We start from the raw sequence: 22,881 nt of genomic DNA on the forward strand, positions 1-22,881 counted from the left end.
CCCGGCGTCGCATGAGGATGCCTGGTCCCACGGGTCACGAAAAAGCCCCGACGCCGCCCGCGAGCTGCGGGAACGGGCCGGGGCCTCAGTGGTGTCGGCGGGGACGCTCAGACGCCGATGGCGACGGTGGGCTCGCCGGACGCGATGCCGTCCTTCTCCATCTGCTCGGCGATCTTCAGTGCCTCTTCGATGAGGGTCTCCACGATCTTCGACTCGGGGACGGTCTTGATGACCTCGCCCTTCACGAAGATCTGGCCCTTGCCGTTGCCGGAGGCGACGCCCAGGTCGGCCTCGCGGGCCTCGCCGGGGCCGTTGACGACGCAGCCCATGACCGCGACGCGCAGCGGGACCTCCATGCCCTCCAGGCCCGCCGTGACCTCTTCGGCCAGCTTGTAGACGTCGACCTGGGCCCGCCCGCAGGACGGGCAGGAGACGATCTCCAGGCGGCGGGGCTTGAGGTTCAGCGATTCCAGGATCTGGTTGCCGACCTTGATCTCCTCGACCGGCGGTGCGGAGAGGGAGACGCGGATGGTGTCGCCGATGCCCTCGGAGAGCAGGGCGCCGAAGGCGACGGCGGACTTGATGGTGCCCTGGAAGGCGGGGCCGGCCTCGGTGACGCCGAGGTGCAGCGGGTAGTCGCAGGCGGCGGCGAGCTGGCGGTAGGCGTTGACCATGACGACCGGGTCGTTGTGCTTGACCGAGATCTTGATGTCGCCGAAGCCGTGCTCCTCGAAGAGGGAGGCCTCCCACAGCGCGGACTCGACGAGCGCCTCGGGGGTGGCCTTGCCGTACTTCTTGAGCAGCCGGGCATCGAGGGAGCCCGCGTTGACGCCGATCCGGATCGGGGTGCCCGCGGCCTTGGCCGCGTGCGCGATCTCCTTGACCTTGTCGTCGAACTGCTTGATGTTGCCGGGGTTGACGCGGACGGCGGCGCAGCCGGCGTCGATCGCGGCGAACACGTACTTCGGCTGGAAGTGGATGTCGGCGATCACCGGGATCTGCGACTTCTTGGCGATCACGGCGAGCGCGTCGGCGTCGTCCTGCGTCGGGCAGGCGACACGGACGATGTTGCAGCCGGAGGCGGTGAGCTCGGCGATCTGCTGGAGGGTGGCGCCGATGTCGGAGGTGCGGGTCGTGGTCATCGACTGCACCGAGATCGGCGCGTCTCCACCGACGGCCACGGAACCGACCTGGATCTTGCGACTGACCCGTCGGACGGCGAGCTTCGTCGGCACGGACGGCATTCCGAGAGAGATGGCAGTCATCTGCTGTGCAACCCCAAGGTGTGGATCAAGGTCCCGAGATCGGCGGGCTCCAGGCTTCGAGATTACGCCAATCCGTGCGGGACCCTCGCATCGCCGGGGGTGTGCCACCCGAACGCGAAGGGGCCGGGCACGATGTGTGCCCGGCCCCCTACGCATGGTCGTACGACTTTCGCATGAGCGGTCGATCCGGAGATCGGACCGGACGCGTCAGGTGATCTTGATCGGGTTCACCACGTCCGCCACGAGCACCAGCAGGGTGAAGCAGACGAAGACTCCGGCGACCACGTAGGCCAGTGGCATCAGCCGCGCCACGTCGAACGGACCGGGGTCCGGCCGGCGGAAGACACGGGCCACGTTGCGTCGCACCGACTCCCACAGCGCGCCCGCGATGTGGCCGCCGTCGAGCGGCAGCAGGGGCAGCATGTTGAACAGGAACAGCGAGAGGTTGAAGCCCGCCACCAGGTTCAGGAAGATCACCAGGATGTGGGTGGGCGGCAGGTCCAGGGTGAAGATCTCGCCGCTGACCCGGGCGGCGCCCACGATGCCCATCGGGCCGTTCACGTCGCGCTCGGCGCCGTTGAAGACGGAGTTCCACAGGGCCGGGATCTTGGACGGCAGCGCGACCAGGGACTCGACCCCGGACTCCATCATGTCGCCCATGCGGGAGGCGGCCTGCGGGAAGGACTGCTCCACGTACCCGCTGGCCGGGGCGAAGCCGAGGAAGCCCGCGGTGACGTACTGGTCCTTGACGTACTCGCCGCGACCGTCGGTCTTGGCGACCGTGTTCTCGATCAGGGTGGGCTTCAGGTCGACCAGTCGGCCCGCGCGCTCCACGGTGACGGTGGCCGGGCCCACGGTGGCGCGGATGTCCTTCTGGAGCGCCGACCAGTCGGCGACCTTCCGACCGTTGAACGCGACGATCTTGTCCCCCTGCAGCAGGCCGGCGGCCTTGGCGGGGGCCACCGGGTCGCCGGCGGCGCACTTGTCGCGCTTCTCGCTCTGCTGCAGGACGCAGTCGGACACGCTGCTGACCACGGTGGTCTGGGTGTTCACGCCGAAGGTCATCAGCGTGGCCAGGAAGATCGCCACGGCCAGGACGAGGTTCATGAACGGCCCGGCGAACATCACGATCACGCGCTTCCACGGCTTGCGCGTGTAGAACAGCCGCGTCTCGTCGCCGGGCTGGAGCTCCTCGTACGCCGCGGAGCGCGCGTCCTCGATCATCGAGCGGAAGGGCGACGTCGAGCGGGCGGTGACCTTGCCGTCCTCGCCGGGCGGGAACATCCCGATCATGCGGATGTAGCCGCCCATCGGGATGGCCTTGATCCCGTACTCCGTGTCGCCCTTCTTCCGCGACCAGACGGTCCTGCCGAAGCCGACCATGTACTGGGGCACGCGGATGCCGAACATCTTGGCCGTGGAGAGGTGGCCGAGTTCGTGCCAGGCGATGGAGACCAGCAGGCCGACCACGAAGACGACCACACCGATCAAGGTCAGCAGTATCGTCATGCGCTCGCCTCCACGGCGGCGCGTGCCGCCATCTCCCGTGCCCGGGCCCTGGCCCAGGTCTCCGCTTCAAGGACGTCCCGGACGGTCAGGGAAGTTCCCGCCTCCGGCGTTCCGTGCTCATCGACCACAGCGGAGACCGTATCCATGATTGCTGTGAACGGCAGCCGACCGGCCAGGAAGGCGTCCACGCACTCCTCGTTCGCCGCATTGAACACGGCCGGGGCGGTACCGCCCAGGGCGCCCACGTGGCGGGCCAGTCCCACCGACGGGAAGGCCTCGGTGTCCAGCGGGAAGAACTCCCAGCTCGACGCCTTGGTCCAGTCGAACGCCGGGGCCGCGTCGGGGATCCGCTCGGGCCAGCCGAGGCCGATCGCGATCGGGCCGCGCATGTCCGGCGGGGTGGCCTGCGCCAGGGTGGAGCCGTCCGTGAACTCGACCATCGAGTGGACGTGGGACTGCGGGTGGACGACGACCTCGATGCGGTCGAAGGGGATGTCGTAGAGCAGGTGCGCCTCGATGACCTCCAGCCCCTTGTTGACCAGGGTCGCCGAGTTGATCGTGATGACCGGGCCCATGGCCCAGGTGGGGTGCGCCAGCGCGTCCTGGACGGTGACGTGGGCCAGCTCGGCGCGGGTGCGGCCGCGGAAGGGACCGCCGGAGGCGGTGACCACGAGCTTGCGCACGTCGGCCCGGGTACCGGCGGCGAGCGCCTGGAACAGCGCCGCGTGCTCGGAGTCCACCGGGATGATCTGACCGGGCTTCGCCAGCGCCTTGACCAGGGGACCGCCGACGATCAGCGACTCCTTGTTGGCCAGGGCCAGGGTCCGGCCGGCCCGCAGGGCGGCGAGGGTGGGCGCGAGGCCGATGGAGCCGGTGATGCCGTTGAGCACGGTGTGGCACGCGGAGGCGGCCAGTTCGCTCGCCGCGTCGGGGCCGGCCAGGATCTCCGGCAGCGGCTCGGCGCCGCCGTACTGGGCGCTCAGCGCCTCTTTCAGGGCCGGTACGGCATCCTCGTCGGCCACCGCGACCACGTCGACCCGCAGCAGCCGGGCCTGCTCGGCCAGCAGCGCGACGCGCCCGCCGGCGGCGGACAGCGCGGTCACGCGGAAGCGGTCCGGGTTGCGCAGGGCGAGGTCGATGGCCTGGGTCCCGATGGACCCGGTCGACCCGAGGATGACGATGTCCCGGCGGCCGACCGCGGGATCGAAGAGGAGGTGCGGATCGGCGAGGGGGGCTGGGCTGTCGCTCATGCTCCCATTGTTGCCGCAACTCAGGTGCGGTTGGACACGGAGTCCCCTTGAATCACACCGGCCAACAGCTCCGGCAGCGTCCCGGCGAAGTCGGGGAGCGCGCGGGCGGCCCGCCACCAGGCGTCCGCGTCCGCGCCGAGGGCCTCGGCGAACAGCCGGTCGGCCTCCGCGCGGGCCGAGTGGACGGCCTCGGGACGGTCGTGGCGGTCGGGGTGATCGATGTCGCCGAGCCAGTGGTCCTCGTCCAGGGCCCAGCAGGCGGGCACCTTGTGGCGGATCACGTCGGCCCCGGTGAGCAGGCCGCGGTCCAGGCAGTCACGGACCCAGCGAATGTCCTCGCTGACCTGCTCCATCGGCACGGCCAGGCTGACCAGGGCCAGTTCGCGTTCCACCCCGCCGACCGGTTCGGGGCCGGTGAGGACGCCGGCCGATGGTGTCTCCCGCGCGGCCACCACCTCGACCAGTTCGGGCAGCGTGCCGCCGAAGCCGACCGCCCGCCGGCTCAGGATCGGCCACCAGCGCGGGTCGTCCCCCAGGGTGGGTCGCAGCACCCGGCGCACGGCAGACCGGACCTCGGCCTGTTCGGGCACGTTCCAGCGCAGCCCACCCGGGCCGGCCGGCAGGTTCGCCAGGAGCAGGGTCCGCCCGGCGGGAGCCACGCGGGAGACCAGCTCGTCGCAGGTCAGGAGCCCCATCCGGACGGCCCGTACGGCGGGGCGGTACCAACGGCGCCCCAACGTCTCCCCCGGCGCGCCGCGGAGCAGCGCGACGGACACGTCCAGGGGCAGGTCGCCGACCAGGAGCAGCGCCTCGATCGCGCCGGGCGGCAACGGATCGCGGGCGTGCCGGGCGCGCAGCAGTTCGGGGTCGAGGGTGTGCGGCAGCCGCAGCAGGGTGAGCGGGAGCCGGGGGCGGGCGCCGTGCGCGCGCAGCAGCCCGACCAGTTGATCGGTGTCCAGCGGGCCGGGGCCGATGCCGAGGGCGGCGAGGAGTTCCGGGCCGGGCGCGGGGCGGGCCGCGTACCGCGCGGGTCCGGGCAGGCCCGGCAGCGGGCGCCCGAACACGCGCGGGTTGCGGGCGACGGTCCGCCGGTCCTCGTCGCTGCCGTGCCGCAGCACGAGCGTGACGAGGGAGGCGGGCAGGTACTCGTCGCGGAGCAGGTACTTGCGGGTGGTGTCCTCCAGCCGACCCGTCAGGTCGGCGGTGACGGAGTCCGGTGCGTGGCGCAGCAGGTGCGCCACGCACCAGGCCAGCCGTCGGCTGTGACGGTCTTCCTCGGCCATCGCCATCGTTCCCGCCCGCCTCGTGCTCGTGCCGGTACTCGTACTCGTCCTGTGCGCGCGGGCCGGTCGCCCGGATCACTCGTCGTGTCCCGGCCCGCCATGATCCTCGCAGGTCAGCGCAGCGGACGGTGGACGTTTTCGCGGGTGGACGGGCCCGGGGTGGCGTCGGCGATCCACGGGCCGTCGCCCGAGGGGTCGAGGATGCCCTCCTCCAACCAGGTGTAGGTGCCGGACAGCACCCCGGCGACGACCTTGCCGTCCAGGTCGTCGGTGTTGGACCAGAGCCGCCCGAAGAGTTCCTCGACGCGGATCCGGGACTGTCGGCAGAAGGCGTCGGCGAGTTGGTAGGCCTCGCGGCCGTGGTCGCCGTCGGCGCGCAGGTGCTCGGCCCGCACACAGGCCGCGCTCATCGCGAAGAGTTCGGCGCCGATGTCCACGATCCGGCCGAGGAAGCCCTGCTTCGTCTCCATCCGCCCCTGCCAGCGGGACATGGCGTAGAACGTCGATCGGGCGAGTTTGCGGGAGGTCCGCTCGACGTAGCGCAGGTGGGTGGCGAGGTCGGGGTGGCCGTCGGGGTGGAACTCCCGGTAGGTGCCCGGCACCTGGCCGGCCCCGGTGGCGAGTCTGGGCAGCCAGCGGGCGTAGAACCCGGCGGCTCGGGCGCCTGCCTTGGCCTTGTCGCCGAGGGCCTTCTCGGGGTCGATGAGGTCGCCGGCCACCGACAGGTGGGCGTCCACCGCCTCCCGGGCGATGAGCAGGTGCATGATCTCGGTGGAGCCCTCGAAGATCCGGTTGATGCGCAGGTCGCGGAGCATCTGTTCGGCGGGGACGGCCCGCTCGCCGCGGGCGGCCAGCGACTCGGCGGTCTCGAAGCCGCGGCCGCCGCGGATCTGGACCAACTCGTCTGCCATCAGGCAGGCCATCTCGGAGCCGTAGAGCTTCGCGAGGGCGGCCTCGATGCGGATGTCGTTGCGGTCCTCGTCGGCCATCTGGGAGGCGAGGTCGACCACGGCCTCCAGGGCGAAGGTGGTGGCGGCGATGAAGGCGATCTTGGCGCCGACCGCCTCGTGCCGGGCGACCGGCCGGCCCCACTGCTCGCGCACGCCCGACCACTCGCGCGCGATCTTCAGACACCACTTGCCGGCGCCGACGCACATGGCGGGCAGCGAGAGGCGTCCGGTGTTCAGCGTGGTGAGCGCGATCTTCAGACCGGCGCCCTCGGCGCCGATCCGCTGGGCCGCGGGGACCCGCACCTGGTGGAAGCGGGTGACGCCGTTCTCCAGACCGCGCAGACCCATGAAGGCGTTGCGGTGCTCGACGGTGATGCCGGGCGAGTCCGCCTCGACCACGAAGGCGGTGATCCCGCCCCGGTGGTTCTCGCTCTTCGGTACCCGGGCCATGACGACGAGCAGGTCGGCGACCACCCCGTTGGTGGTCCAGAGCTTCACCCCGTCGAGGAGGTATTCGTCGCCGCTCTCGTCCGGTACCGCCGTGGTGGCCAGGCGGGCCGGGTCGGAACCCACGTCGGGCTCGGTGAGCAGGAAGGCGCTGATGGCGGTGGTGGCGCAGCGGGGCAGGTAGGTGTCCTTCTGCTCCCGGGTGCCGAACATCTTGAGCGGCTGGGGGACGCCGATCGACTGGTGGGCGGAGAGCAGGGCTCCGATGGCGGGGCTCACCGAACCGACGAGGGCGAGCGCCTTGTTGTAGTACACCTGGGTGAGGCCGAGGCCCCCGTACTTGGGGTCGATCTTCATCCCGAGTGCGCCGAGGTCCTTCAGTCCGCGCACGGTCTCGTCGGGGATCCTCGCCTCGCGTTCGATGCGGGCCCCGTCGATCTCGGTCTCGCAGAACTGCCGCAGCCGGGCCAGGAAGGCCTCGCCGCGCCGGACGTCCTCGTCGGCGGGCAGCGGATGGGGGTGGATCAGGTCGAGCCGGAACCGCCCGAGGAAGAGCTCCTTCGCGAAGCTGGGCTTGCGCCAGTCCTGTTCCCGGGCCGCTTCCGCGACCTGCCGTGCCTCGCGCTCGGTCACCTTGGGCTGAGTGCCGCTGGGCTGTGTTGCGGACATGAGAGGGGACTCACCTCGCCGCCGAAGTCGGTTGACTTTCCGGATACCGGTCGGTGCTACCTGGTGAGTGGTACCCGTTTCGTGCGCCCTGAAAAGGGGCGTCCGGCCGGGTGGGCGAAAAGGAGACGGCCGGAGCCCCCGCACAGTGGGCTCCGGCCGTCGGCTCATGGCCGTACGAGTGCGCTCAGATGTCCAGGCCGGTGAGGACCAGGACCCGCTCGTACGTGTAGTCGTCCATGGCGTAGCGGACGCCCTCGCGACCGACACCGGACTGCTTGACGCCGCCGTACGGCATCTGGTCGGCGCGGTAGGACGGCGCGTCGCCGACGATCACGCCGCCGACCTCCAGCTCGCGGTGCGCGCGGAACGCGACCTGGATGTCGCGGGTGAACACGCCGGTCTGCAGACCGAACTTCGAGTCGTTGACGGCGGCGAAGGCCTCGTCGACCCCGTCGACCTTCTGCAGCGTGAGGACCGGCCCGAAGACCTCCTCGACGGCGAGCGTGACACCGGCCGGCAGCTCCGCGACGACGGTGGGCTCGTACGAGGCACCCTCGCGCTTGCCGCCGGTGAGCAGCTTGGCGCCGGCGGCGACGGCCTCGTCCACCCAGGACTCGACGCGCTTGGCGGCGTCCTCGGAGACAAGGGGGCCGACGTCGGTGGCGGAGTCGGACGGGTCACCGGTGACCTGGGCACGGACCTTGGCGACGACCTTCTCGACGAGGCGGTCGTACACGGAGACGTCGGCGATCACGCGCTGCACCGAGATGCAGGACTGGCCGGCCTGGTAGTTCGAGAAGGTCGCGATACGGGTCGCGGCCCAGTCGATGTCGGCCTCGGAGGACCAGTCGGCGAGGACGACGGCGGCGGCGTTGCCGCCGAGCTCCAGGGTGCAGTGCTTGTGGGGCACCGACTGCTGGATGGCGTAGCCGACCGTGTCGGAGCCGGTGAAGGAGATGACGGGCAGGCGCTCGTCCTTGACCAGGGCGGGCATCTTGTCGTTCGCCACGGGCAGGACGGACCAGGAGCCGACCGGCAGGTCCGTCTCGGCGAGCAGCTCGCCGAGGATCAGGCCGGAGAGCGGGGTGGCCGGGGCCGGCTTCAGGATGATCGGCGCGCCGACGGCGATGGCGGGGGCCACCTTGTGGGCGCACAGGTTCAGCGGGAAGTTGAACGGCGCGATGCCGAGCACGGGACCCTTGACGAAGCGGCGGGTCAGCGCGAGCCGGCCGACGCCACCGGCGTCGGTGTCGAGGCGCTGGGCCTCTCCCCCGTTGAAGCGGCGGGCCTCTTCGGCGGCGAAACGGAACACGGACACCGCACGGCCGACCTCACCGCGGGCCCACTTGATGGGCTTGCCGTTCTCGGCGGAGATCAGCTGGGCGATCTCCTCGGTGCGCTCGGCGAGCCGCTTGGACACGTGGTCCAGGGCGGCGGCCCGTACGTGGGCGGGGGTCGCGGAGAACTCCGCCGTCACGGCGTGCGCCGCGGCCACGGCCTCTTCGACCTGCGCGTCGGTCGGCACGCTGACGGAGCCGACCAGGCGACCGTCCCACGGGGAGTGGACGTCGAAGCTGTCCTCGCCGGTGGCCAGGCGACCGGCGAGCCAGAAGGCGTGGGTGGAAGTCATGCGAATCCCGGCCCTTCGGAGTTGTGCGGTGGGGTCCTTGTCCCCACCACCGTAGGACTCCGCGGAGGATTCGTTGTTTATCCGGCATGGAGTACCCGCGGGCCGACCCGCGCCGCTTTGGCAGTGTCGGGGCCGCTCGCGCGGGCCGGGCGCCACTTCGACGAGACGGCCTAGGAGACGGTCGAGGCGGCCTTGAGGGCGAGCCAGAGTTCCATCCGGACGTCCGGATCGTCCAGGGAGCGGCCCAGGATCTCCTCCACCCGCTTCATCCGGTACCGCAGCGTGTGCCGGTGCACGCCCAGGTCCACCGCCGCCGCGTCCCACTGGCCGTGCCGGGAGAGCCAGGCCTGGAGCGAGGCCACCAGGTCGCCGCGACCCTTCGCGTCGTGTTCCCGCAGGGCCCGCAGCGTGCCGTCCGCGAAGGCCCGCACCGCGTCGTCGGCCAGCAGCGGCAGGACCGACCCCGCCGCCAGGTCCTCGTGCTCCACCATCGCCCGGCCGCGCCGTCGAGCCACGGCGAGTGCCTGGTCCGCCTGCTTGAAGGCCGCCGCCACGCCGGCGGCTCCGGCCGTTCCCGACAGCCCGATCACCAGTTCGTCCGGCTCCGGCCCGGTCGTGTCCCGGCCGCGCCGCGCCTCCAGCAGCTCCGCGTGTTCCGCGCACGCCCGTACCGCGGAACCGGCCTCGGCCGCCAGGACCACCAGCCGCCCCTCCTCGGGCACCACCAGCAGCGCCTCGCCGGTACGGGCCGCCGCCGACTCCACCGCGTCGGCCAGTTGGGCGAGACCCTCCGGTTGGGCCGTCCCCGTCAGGGCCGGCTCGGCCACCACGATCCGGAACGGGGACTCCAGGAGCGCCCCGTACAGATCCCCGGCGACGGCCAGCGCGCGCTCCGCCTCGCCGACGATCAGCATCCGCAGCACGGCGGCCCCCAGCCGGGACTCCGCGTCGTGCAGGGACCGGGACCGCTCGGTGGTGAGCGTCAGCAGGGCCACCGCCGAGTGCACGGCGTACCGCTCCGCCGTGCCCAGCGGGGCGCCGGTGCCCACCGCGAGCGCGCCCCGCGCCCGTCGCCCGGTGCCCAGCGACTGGAGTTCGACGCGGTCGTCGGAGCCACCCACCACGGCGCTCGCGGGCGCCGGCCGTTCCCGCAGCCGCTCCACGTCCGGGGTCAGCCGGGCCGCCCGGCGGGCCGCCCAGTCGGGAGCCGCCGCGACCACCGCGCCCGAGGTGTCGTACAGCGCGGCCCAGCCGTGCACGTGCGCCGCCAGCTTCGTCAGGAGTTCGGCGGGGCCGTCGGCCGACAGGGCGGCGCGGGTCAGCTCCCGCTGCGCCTCGAAACCGGCCGTCACGGCCCGGTACTGGTCGGCCGCGAGGGCCGCCGAGACGGCCTTGCTGATGGCGAGGAACGGGGTGCGGCGCGGCACCTCAAGCAGCGGCAGGTCCTCCGCCGCGGCCGCCTCGACCAGCGCCTGGGGGATCGCCTCGTAGTTGACGCCGATCGCGAAGCCGATGCCGACGACGCCGGAGGCCGCGAGCCTCCGTACGTACCGCCGCATCTCCTCGGGGTCCTCGGCGTCCAGTTTCATCGCGGTGATCAGCAGCAGTTCGCCGCCCTCCATATAGGGGACGGGGTCGGCGAGCTCGCTGACGTGGGCCCAGCGCACGGGCGTGTCGAGGCGGCCCTCCCCCGCCCGGACGCTGAGCTTGAGCGCCGAGTGCTGGACGAGCGAGGCGAGGGTGAGCGGCATCGGATACCAGGGGCCTTAGACGGAGGAGTGGGGCGGCGAGGAGGCCGGGACACGGAGCAGGGGGTGGGTTCGCCGTGTCGGGCAGGGAGCAGTTCACCGGGTCGGGCGAAGGGTATTTCGCCGTGGCGTATGAACGACTCCCCTCGATTCTGCCACCTCGTACGGGTCCGCTCAGCTCGATCCGGCCAGCCTGACCAGCAGGGGCGCGGCCCGCTCCCCCCGGACCGAGGTCAGCGACAGCACGGCGTGGTCCGGCGGCACGGCGTGCGCCAGGTCGGACGCCGACCAGCGCTCGCGCTCCACCTGCCGCACGGTCACCGCGTCCGTGGTCACGGCCTTGCCCGTGACCAGCTTCCGGAAGGCGTGGATGGCCCGGGTCAGGGGCTGGTCGGCGAAGACCGTCCGGTGGGTGACGTCACGCGTCTCCACCCACTCCGTGCCCCAGGCCTCGGCGAACCGCTTCCCGTCCCAGGTGGTGACCCCGGAGAAGGCCATCCGACAGCCCACCGCGCCCAGCAACGGGGTCCGCAACCCGTCCGGCACGTCGTCGAGGGTGCGCAACGTCAACAGCACTCCCGCGTTCGCCGACCTCAGCCGCTGCACGCCGCGCACGGTCTCCGGGGTCAGGGTGTGCGAGGCGTCGTCGAAGGCCAGGAACGCGAAGAGCGAGCGGTCCGCACGGGCCGCGACGGAGGCGTTGAACTGGGCGAGCAGCAGCCGTGCCAACATCCGCGACGCGCCCGCGTGCCCCCGCTCGGGAAGGTCCACCCGGACCCGGATGGGATGCTCCATCGCCCGTACCGAGAACGGCCGGCTCTGCCCGGAGGTGTCGAAGAACCCGTGGAAGGCGGGCCGGTCCAGCAGGGCCAGCCGGTCGGCGAGCGCCGGAGCGGGGTCGCCCGGGGCCCCGTTCTGCCGGCCGCGGGCGTCGAGCTCGCGCAGCATCGCGGGCTGCCCGGCGCTGTCCAGGTCCCGGCGCAGCGCGTCCAGCGCGTCACCGACGGGGTCGAGGAGGTCGCGCAGCTCCGGCACGGAGGGGAAACGCCCGTGGGCCGTGTGGAACGGCCCGAGCAACTGGGCGAGGGCCGTCGCGGCGCGCCGCACGTCGGCCCCGGGGACGTCCCCTACGAAGGCCTCGGCGAGCAGACCGGCCGCCTCGTCGGGGTCGGTGGTACCTCCGTACAGGTCGAGGTCGTGGACGGACTCCGGATCGCCGATCCGGACCACGATGTCGTACGCCGAGTCCGGACCGAGCCGGGCACCCGCCGAGCCGACGGCGATGACGGCTGCCTGCCCGGCCAGCGCCTGGAGCGCCAGAGCCTCCACCACGGGGCGGACCAGGTGGCGGGTCTTGCCGGAGCCGGAGGGCCCGACCGCCACCAGCGAGGTGCCGAGCACCTCGGGATCGAGGGCGAGGGCGGTCCCGCGCCGAGCCCAGGGATTGCGCTCCCCGTCCTCCACCGTGCCGAGCAGCACCTGCCGGGTCAGCAGATCGTGCCGCGCGGCCCGCACGGGCAGGTCCCGCGCCCCGGAGGGGTGCGCACAGGCCCCCGCGCCGTGGTCCCGAACGGCGGCGGCGAAGGCCCGCGCGCGCGAAGGATCGACGCGCACGGACTCCCAGGCGCGGCGGATCCGGGCGTAGTCCACGTCGTTCATCCGCCCGGCCCCGATCTCCCCGCCCAGCCGATCGGCCACCTCCCCGAGCCCGGCGCCACGCAGCTCGTTGAAGGCGACGGGGTCGTCGGGGGTGGCGGCAGTGGCCTCCCGCAGCATCTGGGACGTGTCGGCCATCGTGGGCCTACGAGCCAGGCGGACGAAGAACACGATGACGGACCCATAGATGAGGAGGTAGAGCAGGACCGCGACGATCAGGGTCCACTGCGCACCCATCCCATGAGGCAGATGCCCGAAAGCCAATCCCTCGACGGGCACGGTCTCGGTCCAGATGAGCATCATCACGAACAAGGCAACTGCGGCAATGCCCGCTCTGCGCGCCTGCGGGCCTCGGGTCGCGACGAGCCGATCGAAGGCGAGAGCCCAGGAACCGAGTCGCTTGAACCACACGACGAGTGCGCCGGTCAGCAGGAGCAGGTAGACCTGCTCGGCAGCGACGCCCCGGCCGTCCTTGGCAGCGCCGCCCAGCTCCCACCAATCACGAGGCGTGAAGAGCTTCACCGGCACGGTCGCATAGGGGATGTACCCGTTGCTCAGCAGGGACCAGAGCAGCACGCAGGCAAGGAAGGAGATGACGGCCCCACTGAGCAGCGACCGGTCCGAGGCCGGCTCGGCCTCCGCCCCCTCCCGCGGCCGGTATCCGAAGCGCCAGACTCCCGGCTCGGCCTTCGGGCGTGGCGTGCGCGCCCAGTCCGCCAGCGGGACGCCGGCCGCGCCGTGCCCGGCCCCCGCCCCCGGCGCGTGTGTCGGCTTCGGGGGGACTCCCGGCGGGCCCGCCGGTCTCGGCACGTGGTCCGCGCGGACCGACTGCCCCTCGTACGCACCGTCGGTGTTCATGAACCCCTTGCCCCCTGCCCGTTCACTGCGCTGCGCTGCGCGCTCAATCTAGTGGCCGCGGGCGCCCCGGGGCCCGTACCCCGTCATGATCCACACGACACGCGCCGCCGCAGCGGCAAGGCCGTCCCGGACGCGCGCCGCGGCCGTCCTATGGCCGTCCCGGACAAGGACACGCGCGCACCACTCCCTAACGGAGCATGCAGGACCACCGTCCCCGGGCCTAGCCTGCGGACAAAGACACAAGTGCGTCCGAAAACACCCCCAGGAGCCCTCTATGACCGCTGTCCCGCAGGAGCGCCGCATCGTCACCGCGATCCCCGGCCCCAAGTCGCAGGAGCTGCAGGCCCGCCGCCTCGCGACGGTGGCCGGTGGCGTGGGCTCCGTGCTTCCCGTCTTCACGGCCCGCGCGGGCGGCGGCATCATCGAGGACATCGACGGCAACCGCATGATCGACTTCGGTTCCGGCATCGCCGTGACCTCGGTGGGCGCCTCCGCCGAGGCCGTCGTGCGCCGCGCCTCCGCGCAGCTCGCCGACTTCACCCACACCTGTTTCATGGTCACGCCGTACGAGGGTTACGTCGAGGTATGCGAGGCCCTGGCCGAGCTGACCCCGGGCGACCACGCCAAGAAGTCCGCGCTGTTCAACTCCGGCGCCGAGGCCGTCGAGAACGCCGTCAAGATCGCCCGTTCGTACACCAAGCGTCAGGCCGTCGTCGTCTTCGACCACGGCTACCACGGGCGTACGAACCTGACGATGGCGCTGACCTCGAAGAACATGCCGTACAAGCAGGGCTTCGGCCCGTTCGCGCCCGAGGTCTACCGCGTCCCGGTCGCGTACGGCTACCGCTGGCCCACCGGCGCCGAGAACTGCGGCCCCGAGGCCGCCGCGCAGGCGATCGACCAGATCAACAAGCAGATCGGCGCCGACAACGTCGCCGCGATCATCATCGAGCCGGTCCTCGGCGAGGGCGGCTTCATCGAGCCGGCCAAGGGCTTCCTCCCGGCGCTGGTGAAGTTCGCCAATGACAACGGCATCGTGTTCGTCGCCGACGAGATCCAGTCCGGCTTCTGCCGTACCGGCCAGTGGTTCGCGTGTGAGGACGAGGGCATCGTCCCGGACCTGATCACCACCGCCAAGGGCATCGCGGGCGGTCTGCCGCTCGCCGCCGTGACCGGCCGCGCCGAGATGATGGACTCCGTGCACGGCGGTGGCCTGGGTGGCACCTACGGCGGCAACCCGGTGGCGTGCGCCGGTGCGCTCGGTTCGATCGAGACCATGAAGGAGCTCGACCTCAACGCCGCGGCGAAGAAGATCGAGTCCGTCATGAAGACCCGCCTGACGGCCATGCAGGAGAAGTACGACATCATCGGCGACATCCGCGGCCGCGGCGCCATGATCGCGATCGAGCTCGTCAAGGACCCGGTCTCCAAGACCCCGTTCCCGGAGGCGGCCGGCGCGCTCGCCAAGGCCTGCCACGCGGAGGGCGTGCTCGTCCTCACCTGTGGCACCTACGGCAACGTGCTTCGCTTCCTCCCCCCGATCGTCATCGGCGAGGACCTGCTGAACGAGGGCCTGGACGTCCTCGAGGCCGCATTCGCGGGCATCTGAGCGATTACCCGAACACAGTGACCCACCCCTACCGGCGGTAACGGTCGGACACTGTGAAGAACGTGTGGGGGGCCGATGGCGGGAGCGCGATCCCGCTGCCGGCCCCCTTCGGGTTGGCGTACGGTTTCTGCAGATGAGTGAGACACCCCGCTCACGGGAAACCGAGGGCGACACCAGTACCGGGCTTCCCCAGCGCCGTATTGGGCATGCGTTCGCGCACACTCCTCACCGATCGGACAGCCGTTCGCCCCAAACCCCCCGGGGCGCCCGGCGACCCGATCCGGGCGGCCGTCCCGGAACCATCCCCCCTGTTCCGGGACGGCCGGCCACTTCCCTCGCGCCCGTCGGCGCCCTCTCCGCCCTCTGCGCGGTGCTCTTCGCGCTCATCACCTGGCAGGTCCTCGCCTCCGGACCGCTGCTGGTGCCCGACGAGGACTTCAGCCGCGCCGTCGTCCGCACGGTCCCCGACTCGGTCACCGAGCGCCTCTCGGACCTCGGCAACATCCCGGTCGCGCTGCCCGTCCTGGTCCTGGCGATGGCCTACGCCGCCTGGCGCGGTCGCCGCCGCGCCGCGCTGACGGCGGGGCTGGCCATGATCGCGGTTCCCGCGCTGATCGTGCCGCTCAAGGAGTGGACCGCCCGCCCCGGCCCCCTGGAGCCCTGGGCCGCCGGCTACTTCCCCTCCGGCCACACGGCCACCTCCCTGGTGGCGTACGTGGGCGCGGCCCTGCTGATCGCCCCGTACACACGGCGGCGCTGGCCGATCCCCCTCGCGCTCGCCCTGGCCGCGCTGACTGCGGTGGGCCTGGTCCTGCGCGGCTTCCACTGGCTGCTGGACGTGGTGGCCAGCGTCTTGATGTGCACGCCCCTGCTGCTCGTCGTCCGCCGGGCCGCGCGGACCGGCGGACGACGAGAGACCGACCGCGAGGCCGACCGCGACAACCACCCCGATGCCGACGGAGAGACCGGCCGAGTGACGGCCGAGTGACCGACGCGGAGGGTGGCCGGGCGGGCTGAGCCCGAGCCGGAAGGGCTCGATCCCGCCGCCCCCGCCGCCCCCGCATCCGTCCGCATCCGTCCGCATCCGTCCATCAGCCGCCGAAGTACCCGTCGAAGTTCCGGGAGAACTCCCAGCCCCCGAAGCGGTCCCAGTTGATCGACCAGGTCATCAGGCCGCGCAGCGTCGGCCAGGTGCCGTGGGTCTGGTACGTCCCGCAGTCGGTCTTCTTCGTCAGGCAGTTCAGCGCCTTGTTCACCTCCGCGGGCGAGGTGTGGCCGTTGCCCGCGTTGGTCGTGGCCGGCAGGCCGATGGCGACCTGGTCCGGGCGCAGGGCCGGGAAGACCCGGGCGGTGTTCCCGGCGACGGGGAAGCCGGTGAGCAGCATGTCGGTCATGGCGATGTGGAAGTCGGCGCCGCCCATGGAGTGGTACTGGTTGTCGAGGCCCATGATCGAGCCGGAGTTGTAGTCCTGGACGTGCAGCAGGGTGAGGTCGTCGCGCAGGGCGTGGATCACCGGGAGGTAGGCGCCGGCGCGCGGGTCCTGACCGCCCCAGGGGCCCGAGCCGTAGTACTGGTGACCGAGTTGGACGAAGAAGGTCTCGGGGGCCATGGTCAGGACGAAGTCCGGACCGTACCTGGCCTTGAGGGTCTTGACGGCGGAGATCAGGTTGACGATCACCGCGGTGGTGGGGGCGCGGAAGTCGGTGTCGCCGGTGGCCAGGGAGAGGGAGTGGCCTTCGAAGTCGATGTCGAGGCCGTTGAGCCCGTACTCGTCGATGATCTTGCTGACGGAGGAGACGAAGGCGTCGCGGGCGGCCGTGGTGCCCAGTTGGACCTGGCCGTTCTGGCCGCCTATCGAGATCAGGACCTTCTTGCCGGCCGCCTGTTTGGCCTTGATGGCCGCCTTGAACTCCGCGACCGATTCGACGTTCGGGCACTCGCCGACCGGGCACGGCGAGAAGCGGATGTCGCCCGAGGTCACCGAGGTCGGTTCGCCGAAGGCCAGGTTGATGACGTCCCACGACGCGGGCACGTCCGCCATCCGCATGTAGCCGGAGCCGTTGGCGAAGCTCGCGTGGAGGTAGCCGACCAGGGCGTGGGCGGGCAGTCCCGGGTTGCCGGGGTTGCCCGGGTCACCGCCTCCCCCGCCGGTGGTGGTCACCGTGACGGGGGCGCTCTTCGGGGACTCGCCCGCCGCGTTCACGGCGCTGACCTGGAAGGTGTAGGCGGTGGACGCGGTCAGGCCGGTGACCGTCGCCGAGGGGCCGGGGACGGTCAGCGCGGCGGCGCCCGCGCGGTGGACCTTGTACGACGTGGCGCCCTGCGCGGCCGCCCAGGAGAGGTTCACCGCGCTCGACGAGGCGGCGGACGCGGTGAGGCCGGTGGGGGCGGCCGGGGGCTGGGGTTGGGTCTGGCCCGGGTCCGGGCCGACGAGGGTGACGTCGTCCGTGAAGTGGGCGGGCTGCCCGTACCAGCCGTGGGTGTACACCGTCACCGAGGTGGTGGCGGCGCCCGTGCGGAAGGTGGTGCTCAACTGCTTCCAGGCGCCCGGGGTCTGCGTCCAGACGGACACGTCGGTGGTGCCGGTCCCGGTCGCGCCGAGGTAGACGTACGCGCCCTGCACCCACGCGCTGAGCGTGTACGTGGAGTCCGGCTTGACGGTGACGGTCTGGGCGCAGCGCGCGTTGTCCTGGCCGGCCGGGGTGGCCTTGAGGGCGGAACTCCCGCCGTGGACGGGGGCGGTGACGACGGCGGCGCCGCCGCCCGGGCAGTTCCAGCCGTCGAGTCCGGCCTCGAAGCCGCCGTTGCGCGCCAGATCGGCGTCGGCGGCCGCGGCCGGCGGGCCCGCGGCGAGGAGACCGGCCACCGCGAGGGCGGCGGTCGTAAGGAGGGACAGGGTTCTGTTGGCGACCCTGCGGGGTGCGCGCACAACTGCCTCCGGTGCGTGGGGGGATGGAGGGGAGCGGCGCCCAAGATGGTCCAGACCAATGCCCTTGTCAAGGTGTTCGACCCTCCTCCGCCGCGACCAGCGCCGCCGCCTCGTGCATCGCGAGTTCCAGCACCGCCGGGTCGGTGAGCGTTCCGCGGCCGTCCGGGAGCACCACCCAGCGGACCCCGCCGGTCGCCCGGCCCGGGTACGGGACGACGATCCAGGCGCCGTGCCCGGCCCCCCGCACGCCCGTGCCGAGCCAGCGGGAGGCGGTGCCGGCGGGCACGAAGAAGCCCAGCCTGGACTCGCCGTCGGCGAGCACCGGGCCGGGCCGGTCGATGAGCAGGGTCAGTACGTCGAGGGTGGCCTGCCCCAGCGCCCCCGGCAGGATCAGCACGTCCCAACGCCGGCCGGCGGGCAGGAGCGCGACCCCGAAGGGGTTGCGCTCCCATTCCCACCGGCAGGCGTCGGGATCCGGTGCCACCGACACCAGCCACTCCACTGCCGTCTTGTCCTCGGGGGTCGTCATCGCCCGGTCTCCGTTCGCTGTCGCTCGGTGAAGGGTTCTCACCGGGAGAGAGCGGGGCGGGACTCGGCTATGACGCGGGTTTCGCCACCCCGTGGCAGTGAAGCGGGTCACACGGCGATCGACCGAGTGCGCCGGGCGTGCGGCCCTCGATCAACCGACAACCCGATCAACCGACAACCAGGGCGACGGGTCGACGTCCGGCCCTGCCGGCGGCGGTTCAGCTGTCGAAGCCCAGACCGAGGCGGTCCAGCGCCTTGAGCCACAGGTTCCGCCGTCCGCCGCGGGCGTCCGCTCGGGCCAGCGACCACTTCGTCAGCGTGATCCCGGTCCAGGCGAACGGCTCCGGCGGGAACGGCAGCGGCTTCGACTTCACCATCTCCAGCTCGGTCCGCTCCGTGGTGGCGCCGTCGAGCAGGTCCAACATCACCTCGGCGCCGAAGCGGGTGGCCCCCACCCCGAGTCCGGTGTAGCCGGCGGCGTAGGCGACCTTGCCGGAGTGCGCGGTGCCGAAGAAGGCGGAGAAGCGCGAGCAGGTGTCGATCGCCCCGCCCCAGGCGTGGCTGAACTTCACGCCCTCCAACTGCGGGAACGCCGTGAAGAAGTGCTGCGCGAGCTTCAGGTACGTCTCGGGGCGGTCGTCGTACGCGGAGTCGAGCCGGCCCCGGTAGGGGTAGATGGCGTCGTAGCCGCCCCACAGGATGCGGTTCTCCGGGGTGATGCGGAAGTAGTGGAACTGGTTGGCGCTGTCGCCCAGTCCCTGCCGGTTCGTCCAGCCGATGGCCTTGAGCTGGTCGGCGGTGAGCGGCTCGGTCATCAGCGCGTAGTCGTACACCGGGACCGTGAGGGGTCGGATCCGCTTGACCAGCGAGGGGAAGATGTTGGTGCCCAGGGCCACTCGGCGGGCGAAGACCCGGCCGTAGGGGGTGCGGACGGCCATTCCGGCGCCCGAGGGGGCCAGGGAGAGGCCGCGGGTGTTCTCGTAGATCCGCACGCCGAGGTCCGTGCATGCCTTCTTCAGGCCCCACGCGAGTCTGGCGGGGTTGACCATCGCCACGCCGTCGGTGTCCCACAGACCCGCGAGGAAGGTCGGCGAGTCCACCTCGGCGCGCACCTCGTCGCGGTCGAGCCAGCGCGCACCGCCCGCCAGGCCCAGTTTCTGGGCCTCCTCGTGCAGTTCGCGCAGCTCCTCGACCTGGTGGGGCTCGGTGGCGACGTCGATCTCGCCGGTCCGCTCGAAGTCGCAGTCGATGCCGTACCGGGCGACGGCCGCCTCGATCTCGTCGAGGTTGCGGGCGCCCAACTCCTCCAGCTTGGCGAGTTCGCCGGGCCAGCGGGCCATGCCGTTGGCGAGGCCGTGGGTGAGGGAGGCGGCACAGAAGCCGCCGTTGCGGCCGGAGGCGGCCCAGCCCGCCTCCTTGGACTCGATCAGGACGACGTCCCTCGCGGGGTCGCGCTCCTTGGCGATCAGCGCGGTCCACAGGCCGCTGTACCCGCCGCCGATGACCAGCAGGTCGCAGGCCTCGTCGGAGGTCAGCGCCGGCAGCGCGGCCGGCTTGCCGGGGTCGTCCAGCCAGTACGAGACCGGCAGTGCTTCGGAAAGGGATTGCGCAACGCTTCGCATGGCGGCTGGGGCCATGGCTTCCAACTCCCTACAGAGTTACTTGGGCTGTGCTTTCTTGCGGCGGTTCCCGACCATCTGGCCGGTGAGCACCACCAGCACCGCGATGACGAACATCGCCGTGCCGATGACGTTGATCTGCACGGGCGTACCGCGTTGGGCCGATCCCCACACGAACATGGGGAAGGTGACGGTGTTGCCCGAGTTGAAGTTGGTGATGATGAAGTCGTCGAACGAGAGCGCGAAGGACAGCAGCGCGCCCGCCGCGATCCCGGGGGCCGCGATGGGCAGGGTGACCCGCAGGAAGGTCTGCACCGGGCCCGCGTAGAGGTCGCGGGCGGCCTCCTCCAGGCGCGGGTCCATCGACAGGACGCGCGCCTTGACGGCGGCGACGACGAAGCTGAGGCAGAACATGATGTGGGCGATGAGGATCGTCCAGAAGCCCAGTTGGATGCCCATGTTGAGGAAGAGGGCGAGCAGCGAGGCGGCCATCACGATCTCGGGCATGGCCATGGGCAGGAAGATCAGCGAGTTGACGGCGCCGCGTCCCCGGAAGCGGTAGCGGACCATCGCGAAGGCGATGGCCGTGCCCAGGCAGGTCGCCGCCAGGGTGGACCAGAGCGCGATCTGGAGCGACAGCGAGAGCGAGCCGCACAGGTCGGCGACCCCGCAGGGGTCCTTCCACGCGTCGAGGGAGAACTCCTGCCAGGCGTAGTTGAACCGGCCGGCCGGGTTGTTGAAGGAGAACACGGTGACGACGATGTTCGGCAGGATCAGGTAGGCGAGCGTGCCGAGGCCCGCGATCACGACGAGGTTGCGGCGGAGCCACGTGGTGGTGGTGCGCATCAGACCAGGTCCTCCGTCCCCGCTCGGCGGATGTAGATGGTGACCATGATCAGCACGATGGCCATGAGGATGAAGGACAGCGCGGCCGCCGTCGGGTAATCGAGGATCCGCAGGTACTGCGACTGGATGACGTTGCCGATCATCCGGGTGTCCGTGGAGCCGAGCAGTTCCGCGTTGACGTAGTCGCCGCTCGCGGGGATGAAGGTGAGCAGGGTCCCGGAGACCACGCCCGGCATCGAGAGCGGGAAGGTCACCTTGCGGAAGACCGTGGCGGGGCGGGCGTAGAGGTCCCCCGCGGCCTCGTGGAGGCGGGTGTCGATCCGCTCCAGGGAGGTGTAGAGCGGAAGGATCATGAAGGGGAGGAAGTTGTACGTCAGACCGCAGACGACCGCGAGCGGCGTGGCCAACACCCGGTCGCCCTCGGTCATGCCCAGCCAGCTGGTGACGTCCAGGAAGCCGACGGAGTTGAGGACGTCCACGACCGGGCCGCCGTCGGCGAGGATCGTCTTCCAGGCCAGGGTGCGGATCAGGAAGCTGGTGAAGAACGGGGCGATCACCAGTACCAGCAGAAGGTTTCTCCACCGGCCCGCCTTGAAGGCGATCAGATAGGCCAGCGGGTACCCCAACAGCAGGCACAGGACGGTCGCGGTACCGGCGTACAGCAGGGAGCGCAGGAACTGCGGGAGGTAGTCCGCGAAGGCGTCCCAGTACGTCTGGAAGTGCCAGGTGACCTTGAAGCCCTCTTCGAGGGAGCCCGTCTGCACCGAGGTCGAGGCCTGGTAGACCATCGGCAGCACGAAGAACACCAGCAGCCACAGGATGCCCGGCAGCAACAGCCAGTACGGGATCAGGCGCTTGCGCATCGACGGCTTGTGGACCGGGGGCTCGGTCGGGGCGGGCGCCTGCGGCGGCGCGACGGTGGTGGTCACGCGGACTCCTCGACCGTCTCGATTCCCGCGTCGATGTCCTGGGCGGCGTCGAGGCCGAAGGTGTGCGCCGGGTTCCAGTGCAGGATCACCTCGGCGCCCGGGACCAGGCGGGCGTCACGTTCGATGTTCTGCGCGTACACCTCCAGTTCGGGGCAGACCCGGCTGTCGATGACGTACTGGGTGGACACCCCGATGAAGGAGGAGTCCGCTATTCGGCCCGCGACCTTGTTCCGGCCGGCGCCGATGGTGTGTTCCTCGTCCGCGGGCACCAGGGAGATCTTCTCGGGACGCACCCCGACCAGCAGCTTCTCGCCGGCGCGGGGTGTGGTCGAACATCGCGCGGCGGGCAGCCGGAGCTTCGTGTCCGCGCTCGACACGAGGATGTCCGCGGAGCCGGCCTCCAACACCTCGGCCTCGATGAGGTTGGAGGTGCCGAGGAAGTTCGCGACGAAGGTGGTCTTCGGGTTCTCGTACAGCTCCGCGGGGGCGCCGAGCTGCTCGACGCGGCCGCCGTTCATCACCGCGACCGTGTCGGCCATGGTCATGGCCTCCTCCTGGTCGTGCGTGACGTGCACGAAGGTGATGCCCACCTCGGTCTGGATCCGCTTGAGCTCCAGTTGCATCTGGCGGCGCAGTTTGAGGTCGAGGGCGCCGAGGGGTTCGTCGAGGAGCAGTACCTGGGGGTGGTTGATGAGCGCGCGGGCGACCGCCACGCGCTGCTGCTGGCCTCCGGAGAGTTGGTGCGGCTTGCGCCCGGCGAACTGGCCCAGTTGGACCAGCTCCAGCATCTCGTCCACCTGCTTCTTCACGGACTTGATGCCGCGGCGGCGCAGCCCGAAGGCGACGTTCTCGGAGACGTCGAGGTGCGGGAAGAGCGCGTAGCTCTGGAAGACGGTGTTGACCGGGCGCTTGTATGGCGGCAGGTCGGTGACCTCGCGGTCGCCGAGGCTGACGGTGCCGGTGGAGGGCTCCTCCAGTCCGGCGATCATGCGCAGGGTGGTGGTCTTCCCGCAGCCCGAGGCGCCGAGCAGCGCGAAGAAGGAACCCTGGGGGATGGTGAGGTCCAGCGGATGCACGGCGGTGAAGGAGCCGTAGTGCTTGCTGATCCCGGCGAGGCGGACGTCGCCGCCCGCGGTCTTGTCAGTCATGGGTCGC

Annotated in this window: 16 protein-coding genes; 2 read left to right on the forward strand and 14 right to left on the reverse strand. The window is 71.4% G+C overall.

Annotated elements, in window-relative coordinates; translation table 11 throughout:
* Positions 1 to 107: 107 nt before the first annotated feature.
* The 8 genes from ispG to ACFYW3_RS20370 form a co-directional block, all read right to left on the reverse strand.
* Entirely contained in the window at positions 108 to 1,265 is a 1,158-nt protein-coding gene (ispG, locus tag ACFYW3_RS20335) for a flavodoxin-dependent (E)-4-hydroxy-3-methylbut-2-enyl-diphosphate synthase (RefSeq protein ID WP_351754146.1), read from the reverse strand.
* A gap of 207 nt (positions 1,266 to 1,472) precedes the next feature.
* Positions 1,473 to 2,774 carry a site-2 protease family protein gene (locus tag ACFYW3_RS20340; RefSeq protein WP_351754149.1) on the reverse strand — a complete coding sequence of 434 codons (1,302 nt, stop codon included), beginning with the start codon at positions 2,772 to 2,774 and terminating at the stop codon, positions 1,473 to 1,475.
* Entirely contained in the window at positions 2,771 to 4,024 is a 1,254-nt protein-coding gene (gene dxr / locus ACFYW3_RS20345; RefSeq protein WP_351754152.1) for a 1-deoxy-D-xylulose-5-phosphate reductoisomerase, read from the reverse strand. Before dxr ends, ACFYW3_RS20340 begins: the two co-directional genes overlap by 4 nt.
* A gap of 20 nt (positions 4,025 to 4,044) precedes the next feature.
* Positions 4,045 to 5,307 (reverse strand): hypothetical protein, encoded by a 1,263-nt coding sequence (locus ACFYW3_RS20350; RefSeq protein ID WP_389386931.1) that lies wholly within the window; start codon positions 5,305 to 5,307, stop codon positions 4,045 to 4,047.
* Between the two features lie 113 nt (positions 5,308 to 5,420).
* Positions 5,421 to 7,373 (reverse strand): acyl-CoA dehydrogenase family protein, encoded by a 1,953-nt coding sequence (locus ACFYW3_RS20355; RefSeq protein WP_389386932.1) that lies wholly within the window; start codon positions 7,371 to 7,373, stop codon positions 5,421 to 5,423.
* A gap of 184 nt (positions 7,374 to 7,557) precedes the next feature.
* Positions 7,558 to 9,003 carry an aldehyde dehydrogenase family protein gene (locus ACFYW3_RS20360; protein ID WP_351754160.1) on the reverse strand — a complete coding sequence of 482 codons (1,446 nt, stop codon included), beginning with the start codon at positions 9,001 to 9,003 and terminating at the stop codon, positions 7,558 to 7,560.
* 170 nt (positions 9,004 to 9,173) lie between these two features.
* Positions 9,174 to 10,754, reverse strand: a complete 1,581-nt coding sequence (locus ACFYW3_RS20365) for a PucR family transcriptional regulator (RefSeq protein ID WP_351754163.1) — start codon at positions 10,752 to 10,754, stop codon at positions 9,174 to 9,176.
* A 171-nt stretch (positions 10,755 to 10,925) separates the two neighbouring features.
* Positions 10,926 to 13,265 (reverse strand): ATP/GTP-binding protein, encoded by a 2,340-nt coding sequence (locus tag ACFYW3_RS20370; RefSeq protein ID WP_389386933.1) that lies wholly within the window; start codon positions 13,263 to 13,265, stop codon positions 10,926 to 10,928.
* 274 nt (positions 13,266 to 13,539) lie between these two features.
* Here ACFYW3_RS20370 and gabT point away from each other — a divergent pair, with 274 nt between their 5' ends.
* Both gabT and ACFYW3_RS20380 read left to right on the forward strand, forming a co-directional pair.
* Positions 13,540 to 14,874, forward strand: coding sequence for a 4-aminobutyrate--2-oxoglutarate transaminase (gene gabT / locus ACFYW3_RS20375; protein WP_351754168.1), 1,335 nt, complete (start codon positions 13,540 to 13,542; stop codon positions 14,872 to 14,874).
* Positions 14,875 to 15,244: 370 nt separating this feature from the next.
* On the forward strand, positions 15,245 to 15,862 hold the full coding sequence (locus tag ACFYW3_RS20380) for a phosphatase PAP2 family protein (RefSeq protein WP_389386934.1): 618 nt from the start codon (positions 15,245 to 15,247) through the stop codon (positions 15,860 to 15,862).
* Between the two features lie 103 nt (positions 15,863 to 15,965).
* Here ACFYW3_RS20380 and ACFYW3_RS20385 read toward each other — a convergent pair whose 3' ends face one another.
* The 6 genes from ACFYW3_RS20385 to ACFYW3_RS20410 all read right to left on the reverse strand — a co-directional run bounded on the left by ACFYW3_RS20385 (position 15,966) and on the right by ACFYW3_RS20410 (position 22,874).
* Entirely contained in the window at positions 15,966 to 17,771 is a 1,806-nt protein-coding gene (locus ACFYW3_RS20385; RefSeq protein ID WP_389387008.1) for a chitinase, read from the reverse strand.
* A 100-nt stretch (positions 17,772 to 17,871) separates the two neighbouring features.
* Entirely contained in the window at positions 17,872 to 18,333 is a 462-nt protein-coding gene (locus ACFYW3_RS20390) for a hypothetical protein (protein WP_389386935.1), read from the reverse strand.
* Between the two features lie 217 nt (positions 18,334 to 18,550).
* A complete protein-coding gene (locus ACFYW3_RS20395; protein ID WP_351754176.1) occupies positions 18,551 to 19,969 on the reverse strand; it encodes an FAD-dependent oxidoreductase in 1,419 nt (472 codons plus the stop codon).
* A gap of 21 nt (positions 19,970 to 19,990) precedes the next feature.
* The gene (locus ACFYW3_RS20400; protein WP_053675209.1) at positions 19,991 to 20,797 is read right to left on the reverse strand and encodes an ABC transporter permease; all 807 of its coding nucleotides are present in this window, start codon (positions 20,795 to 20,797) and stop codon (positions 19,991 to 19,993) included.
* A complete protein-coding gene (locus ACFYW3_RS20405; RefSeq protein WP_351754180.1) occupies positions 20,797 to 21,726 on the reverse strand; it encodes an ABC transporter permease in 930 nt (309 codons plus the stop codon). The genes ACFYW3_RS20400 and ACFYW3_RS20405 overlap by 1 nt, the downstream gene beginning before the upstream one ends.
* Positions 21,723 to 22,874 (reverse strand): ABC transporter ATP-binding protein, encoded by a 1,152-nt coding sequence (locus ACFYW3_RS20410; protein ID WP_351754183.1) that lies wholly within the window; start codon positions 22,872 to 22,874, stop codon positions 21,723 to 21,725. The genes ACFYW3_RS20405 and ACFYW3_RS20410 overlap by 4 nt, the downstream gene beginning before the upstream one ends.
* Positions 22,875 to 22,881: the final 7 nt, after the last annotated feature.

The organism is Streptomyces sp. NPDC002602 (assembly GCF_042889445.1).
Taxonomy (GTDB): Bacteria; Actinomycetota; Actinomycetes; order Streptomycetales; family Streptomycetaceae; genus Streptomyces.